Below are 711 nucleotides of genomic sequence, written 5' to 3' on the forward strand. Positions count from 1 at the left end.
CAGCGCTGCAGCCCCGAATCGGCGCCCGCGCTCGCGCCGCCCGCCGCGGCACCCGTCACGCCGGCGTTCTGGCCGCCGGGCGTCACCATGCCGCCGCAGCCCGCGACGGACGCGCAAAGCGCTGCGACCAGCGCACCTTGGGTAAGACGATGGGAAAGGTTGGTCTTCATGTCGTTATCGATCGATAGAGTCGTTGTTCGGCTTATGTGTTCGTGCGATCTTCGATAAGCCCCCCGGTGTGGCGCGCGATGGTGGTCTCCCCGCTGCTGCCCCCGTTGCTTCCAGCCCGGTCAGTAGTACCAGTCCGTCTGCTGCCAGACGCCGTAGTACGGATAGCCCGAGTACCAGTAGCCGTAATAGACGTCACGCCATTGCGTGCGCCATTTCCAGTCTTCTTCGTCTTCCTTCTTCGCCTTGCGCGCGAGCTCGAGCAGCTTCTTCGATTCCTTGTCGCCGCGGGCGGCCGCGATCGACAGCCACTTCTCCGCTTCGCGCGGATCGGAGCCCATTTCCTCGAGACCGAACAGGTAGAAACTGCCGAGCGCCTTCTGCGCCCGCAGGTCGCCACGCTCGGCGGCTTCACGCATCCACTTGAGGGCCTGGTAGCTGTCCTGGCGTACGCCGTCGCCGCGGAAATAGCGCAGGCCGAGGTCGTAGGCGGCCTTCGGCTGGGTCTTCGCGGTTTGCTTGAGCGCGGCGATGCGCGGATCT

1 protein-coding gene is annotated in these 711 nt (G+C 65.7%); it reads right to left on the reverse strand.

Annotated features, from left to right (window positions below; translation table 11 throughout):
• Positions 1 to 290: 290 nt before the first annotated feature.
• The coding region (locus tag BFF94_RS37565; RefSeq protein WP_219140470.1) for a tetratricopeptide repeat protein at positions 291 to 711 on the reverse strand (421 nt) is incomplete at its 5' end.

The organism is Burkholderia catarinensis, from assembly GCF_001883705.2.
Taxonomy (GTDB): Bacteria; Pseudomonadota; Gammaproteobacteria; order Burkholderiales; family Burkholderiaceae; genus Burkholderia; species Burkholderia catarinensis.